5 protein-coding genes are annotated in these 5,527 nt (G+C 65.4%); all 5 read left to right on the top strand.

Features of this window, described 5'->3' with window-relative positions; all coding sequences use genetic code 11:
• On the top strand, nt 1-1,002 hold a 1,002-nt coding region (locus tag VK533_RS06635), incomplete at its 5' end, for an alpha-L-fucosidase (RefSeq protein ID WP_324376078.1).
• On the top strand, nt 999-2,582 hold the full coding sequence (locus VK533_RS06640) for an alpha-L-fucosidase (RefSeq protein ID WP_324376079.1): 1,584 nt from the start codon (nt 999-1,001) through the stop codon (nt 2,580-2,582). The genes VK533_RS06635 and VK533_RS06640, both read left to right, overlap by 4 nt.
• A gap of 14 nt (nt 2,583-2,596) precedes the next feature.
• Nucleotides 2,597-2,881 carry a UxaA family hydrolase gene (locus VK533_RS06645; protein WP_324376080.1) on the top strand — a complete coding sequence of 95 codons (285 nt, stop codon included), beginning with the start codon at nt 2,597-2,599 and terminating at the stop codon, nt 2,879-2,881.
• A complete protein-coding gene (locus VK533_RS06650) occupies nt 2,878-4,083 on the top strand; it encodes a UxaA family hydrolase (RefSeq protein ID WP_324376081.1) in 1,206 nt (401 codons plus the stop codon). The genes VK533_RS06645 and VK533_RS06650 overlap by 4 nt, the downstream gene beginning before the upstream one ends.
• Nucleotides 4,084-4,115: 32 nt before the next feature.
• On the top strand, nt 4,116-5,527 hold a 1,412-nt coding region (locus VK533_RS06655; RefSeq protein ID WP_324376082.1), incomplete at its 3' end, for an alpha-L-fucosidase.

Raw genomic sequence — 5,527 nt, forward strand, 5'->3', positions numbered from 1 at the left:
GCCGTGGCGGCGGAAACAGCGCGCGCGAGCGCCCACCGCGTAAGGGCCGACTGGTTCGCCAATGCCGGCTACGGCATGTGGTTTCACTTCCTCGATCTCACGACCCCGCCGCACGGACCGCGCAAGCCATACGAGCAGGCGGTGAATGAGCTTGATGTCGAAAAGCTGGTCGACACCGTCGCGGCATGCGGCGCGGGCTATCTGATCTTCACGGTCAATCACGGCGATCCGACCTGCCCGGCCCCTATCAAGAGCTGGGAGAAGCTGCATCCGGGCTGGACGACCAAGCGCGACCTGATCGCCGAACTCGCCGATGCGCTGGGCCGCCGCGGCATCCGCCTCATGCTCTACATGAACCTGCCCGGCCTGGGGGGCATGAATCTCATTCCGGGCACCGCGCTCGGCACGCCGGCGTTCAACGAAGCCGATTTCGCCACGCAGCTGATCGACGTCTTCCGCGAATTCGGCACCCGCTACGGCCCCAAGGTCGCCGGCTACTGGTTCGATAGCTGGTTCGAGACCACGGAAGTCTATCCGAACCTGCCCTACGAAACGTTCGCGCAGGCGATCCGGACCGGCAATCCGAACCGGATATTCGCGTACAATAATTGGGTCTTCCCGATGGAAGTCGAGTGGCACGATTATTGGGCGGGCGAACTGACCGACCTGCCGCTCAAGCCGTTCAAGGGCCGCTATATGCAGCACAGCGCTGCCAAGGGGCTGCAGGCGCATGTCGCGCTCCGCTTCGATGCCGACTGGCTGCACATGACGCCGGACAAGCCGATGGAGCCGCCGCGTTTCACCGCGCCCGAACTCGCCGATTTCATTCGGAGCTGCCAGGCCATCCACGTGCCCGTCACGCTCGGCGTCGGCATCTTCCAGGATGGTTCGCTCGGTCCGCAATCGGTCCCGATCCTCAAGGAACTGCGTCGCCTCGTGCGCGGCGATGGCCCGGGCAGCGCCAGCGCTGTGGACAGGACGAAATCAGAGGTGACAGCATGACGATGAACCGTAAGGAATTCCTGCGGAACGGGCTTTCGACGATGGCGCTCGCCGGGCTGCCGGCATCGGTCACCTTCGCGAAAACAACTCCGGCCGCAGCGGCGGGAAAGGCGGGCGAGGTTGCGTCCCTGCATCTCGACCCAGTGATCCGCCTCTATCCGGCCAAGGCCGTCTTACGCTCGGGCGAAATCCGTTTCGGCCCGGCGGAGCTCAGCGTGATGCTGCCTTTCCTCGGCGCGGGCGAAGTCTTGTGGACCGTGTCGGTGCCCGAAGCCGGCCGCTATCAGCTCGCGCTCTGTTATTCCTCGACGCATGCGAACACGCCGGTGACGATCACGGCGGGCAGCCATTCCCCCGTCGAATTCGCCGCGCCGGTCACCGAGGGCTTCTTCTATCCCGATCCGAACGGGCCCGCCGCCAACCCCGGCGGTCCGGAAGGCGATACCTTCTGGTCGATGCGCGAATATTATTCGTTGGAGCGCGTGAGCGTGCCGGGCGAAATCGCGCTCGTGCCCGGCGTCAACGTGGTGCGGCTGCGCGTCGCCGGCGACAAGGGGAAGGAGATTTTCCGTCTCCGCTCGCTCGAACTGACGCCCGTGACGCAGCGGGCCGCCATCGCTGCGGACAAGCAGCGCGCCCGCGCCCGGCGCGCGAATACCGACTGGTTCGCGCATGCCGGCTACGGCATGTGGTTCCACTTCCTCGATCTCACTACGCCGCGCCATGGCCCACCCAAGCCGTACAAGCAGGCGGTGAACGAGTTCGACGTCGAGCGGGTGGCGCGCACCGTTGCCGACTGCGGCGCGAAGTATCTGATCGTCACGGTCAATCATGGACATCCGACCTGTCCGGCGCCGATCAAGAGCTGGGAAAAGCTGCATCCCGGCTGGACCACGCAGCGCGACCTGATCGGTGAGCTGGCCGACGCGCTTGGCCGCCACGGCATCCGGCTGATGCTCTACATGAACTGCCCCGGCGTGGGCGGATTGGAGCAGCAGGGCGGGACCGCGCTCGACGTGCCTTCGGTCAGTGAGCTCGAATATTCCAACCAGCTGATCCGCGTCTTCCGCGAATTCGGCGCGCGCTACGGGCAGCGGGTCGCGGGCTACTGGCTCGATTCCTGGTTCCAGACCGGCGAGACCTATCCCAACCTGCCTTATGAGGCGCTCGATCGCGCGATCAAGACGGGCAATCCCGATCGCATGGTCGCCTACAATCCCTGGTCGTTTCCGATCGAAACCGAGTGGCAGGATTACTGGACGGGCGAGCTCACCGACCTGCCGCTCAAGCCGTTCAAGGGCCGCTATATCCGCCGCGGTGCGGGCGCGGGGCTGCAGGCTCATGCAGCGATCCGCCTGGATGCGCCGTGGTTCCATATCACCCAGGACCTGGCGATGGAGCCACCGCGCTACACCGCCGCACAGCTCGCCGAATATATCCGGACCTGTCAGGCGGATCAGGCGCCCGTCACGCTGGGTGTCGGCATCTATCAGGATGGCTCGATCGGTGAGCAATCGCTCGCCGTCCTCCAGCAGCTGCGTCGGAATATCCGTGGCGACAAGCCTGTCGGTCGATCGTGATGAACGGTTCTGCTGTGATCGTGCTTTCCCCAATCGACAATGTGGCGGTGTGCCGCCGCAACGTGACGATCGGCGAGCCGTTGGCGATGGACGGTGAAACCGCCGTCGCGGCCTGTGACCTGCTGATCGGTCACAAGGTCGCGCGCCGCCCCATTCCGCGCGGCGCGGAAGTAATCAAATACGGCATGTCGATCGGATCGGCGACGGCCGACATCGCGCCGGGGGATTGGGTCCACCTGCACAATCTGCAGAGCAACTACCTCTCGATCCACGCGCGGACCTCGCAGGCACCGGCATGATTGTCGCGAACGGATATCTGCGCACGGATGGGCGCAAAGGCATCCGCAACGTGGTGGCGGTCGTCTACCTCGTCGAATGCGCGCATCACGTCGCGCGCCGCGTGGTCGACAAGGCTGACGACGACGACGTTCACCTGCTCGGTTTCCCGGGCTGCTATCCCAACGATTATTCGCTGCGGATGATGAAGGCGCTCACGACCCATCCCAACGTCGGTGGCGTGGTGCTGATATCGCTGGGTTGCGAGGGGTTCGATCGGGACGGGCTGGCGGCGTCGATCTTTGAGAGTGGCCGCCCGGTCGAAACCGTGGTGATCCAGGAAGCCGGCGGCACGCGCTCCGGCATCGACGTCGCGCTCGCCGCCGTGCGTCGCGTGCAGACCGAGATGCAACGCCTGGAGCGGCGTGTGCCGATGCAGCTTTCCGACCTCACGATCGGCACGATCTGCGGCGGCTCCGACGGGACCAGCGGTATCGCCGCGAACCCCGCGGTCGGACGTGCTTTCGACCGGCTGGTCGATGCCGGCGCGATCTGCATCTTCGAGGAAACGGGCGAGATGATCGGCTGCGAAAGTGCGATGGCCGCGCGCGCGGCCTCGCCCGAGATAGCATCGGCGATCGATACCTCGATCGGCAATGCCGAAACCTATTACCGGGCGATGGGCTATGGCAGCTTCTCGCCGGGCAATGCCGATGGTGGCTTGTCGACGCTCGAGGAGAAGTCGGCGGGCGCCTATGTGAAATCGGGCAGCCGTCCGATCAATGGCGTCATCCGTCCCACGCAGGCGCCCGATGGGCCGGGCCTCTATCTGCTCGACGTGGTGCCGGACACGCCGCCCAAATTCGGTTTCCCCAACATCTCCGACAACGCCGAGATCGTGGAGCTGATGTCGTGCGGCGCACACCTGACCTTGTTCACGACCGGCCGCGGCTCCGTCGTCGGATCGGCGATCGCCCCCGTGATCAAGATCACCGGCAATCCGGAAACCTATGCCCGGATGAAGGAGGATATGGATATCGACGCGGGCCGCGTCATGCTGGGTGAGGCGACGCTCGATCAGGTCGGAGACGATATCTTCAATCTCGTGCTGGCGGTGGCCGGCGGCGCCCAGTCCAAATCCGAGGACCTCGGGCATCGCGAGTTCATCCTGAACTACAAGACCATCGATGCGGTCGGCCCGGCCTGTCACCCCGGCTCGCTATAATGGGCCATGCTCCCCTGCCGCGGGCCTCCGCCATGCCTGCCCCCATTATACGACCGGATCCGGTGATCCGCCTCTATCCGGCCAAGGCGGTGGCGCGCTCGGGCGAGCTGCGCTTCGGCCCGGCGGAGCTTGGCGTGATGCTGCCCTTCCTCGGCGCAGGCGAAGTGGTGTGGACCGTCACGGTGCCGGACGACGGGCTCTATCAGGTCGCCCTGTGCTGCTCGACCACGCATGCGGACACGCCGGTCAGCATCTGCGCCAACGACCACACGATCGCATTCGCGGTGCCGGTGACCGAGGGTTTCTTCTATCCCGATCCCAAGGGAGCCTCCGCCAATCCGGGCGATCCGGACAGCGACAGCTTCTGGACGATGCGCGAATATTATCAGTTCGAGCGGCTCGCGGTGCCGGGCACGCTCGCTTTGTCGCGCGGCGTGAACGTGGTGCGGCTGCGCGTGGCGGGCGACAAGGGCAAGGAGATATTCCGCCTCCGCTCGATCGAACTCACACCGGTCAACCAGGCCAAAGCCGTCGCGGCAGACCGGCAGCGGGCGCATGCGCGCCGCGCCAACACCGATTGGTTCGCCCGCTCCGGCTACGGCCTGTGGTTGTGCTTCCTCGACCTGACGACGCCACGGCACGGGCCGCCCAAGCCGTACAAGGACGCGGTCGACGAACTCGACGTCACCAAACTCGCCCGCACGGTTGCGGATTGCGGGGCGGGCTACCTGATCATGACCGTCAATCACGGCCATCCGACCTGTCCGGCGCCGATCAAAAGCTGGGAGGCGCTCCACCCGGGCTGGACCACGCGGCGCGACATGCTCGGCGAACTGGCTGACGCGCTTGGCCGGTACGGCATCCCGCTCATCCTCTATATGAATTGCCCGGGCCTCGGCCGGCTGGATCAACTGCCGGCAAGCGCGATCGACGTGCCCGCCTTCAACGAAGCCGATTATGCGAACCAGCTGATCGATGTCTTTCGCGAGTTCGGTGCGCGCTACGGGAAGCGCGTGGCGGGCTATTGGCTGGATAGCTGGTTCCAGACGACCGAGACCTATCCCAACCTGCCGCATGAGGCGATCGGGCAGGCGATAAAGACGGGCCATCCCGATCGCATGGTGTCCTACAATTACTGGGCGTTTCCGATCGAGACCGAGTGGCAGGATTATTGGTGCGGCGAGCTTACCGACCTCCCGCTCAAGCCGTTCAAGAGCCGTACTATCCGGCGCGGTGCCGCGCCCGGGCTACAGGCCCATTCCGCGATCCGGCTCGATGCGCCGTGGTTTCACATCGCGCAGGACAAGCCGATGGAGCCGCCTCGCTATAGCGCCGCCGAGCTCGCCGATTACATCCGCACGTGCCAGGCAGACCTAGCGCCGGTGACGCTCGGCGTCGGCATCTTTCAGGACGGCACGATCGGCGAGGAATCTTACGCCGTCCT

This window comes from Sphingomonas sp. (genome assembly GCF_035317925.1).
In the GTDB taxonomy this organism is placed as follows: domain Bacteria; phylum Pseudomonadota; class Alphaproteobacteria; order Sphingomonadales; family Sphingomonadaceae; genus Sphingomonas_I.

Bases quoted from the DNA above. Each gene is read 5' to 3' on its own strand.
- VK533_RS06640 (WP_324376079.1), top strand. From the start codon at position 999: ATGACGATGAACCGTAAGGAATTCCTGCGGAACGGGCTTTCGACGATG.
- VK533_RS06650 (WP_324376081.1), top strand. From the start codon at position 2,878: ATGATTGTCGCGAACGGATATCTGCGCACGGATGGGCGCAAAGGCATC.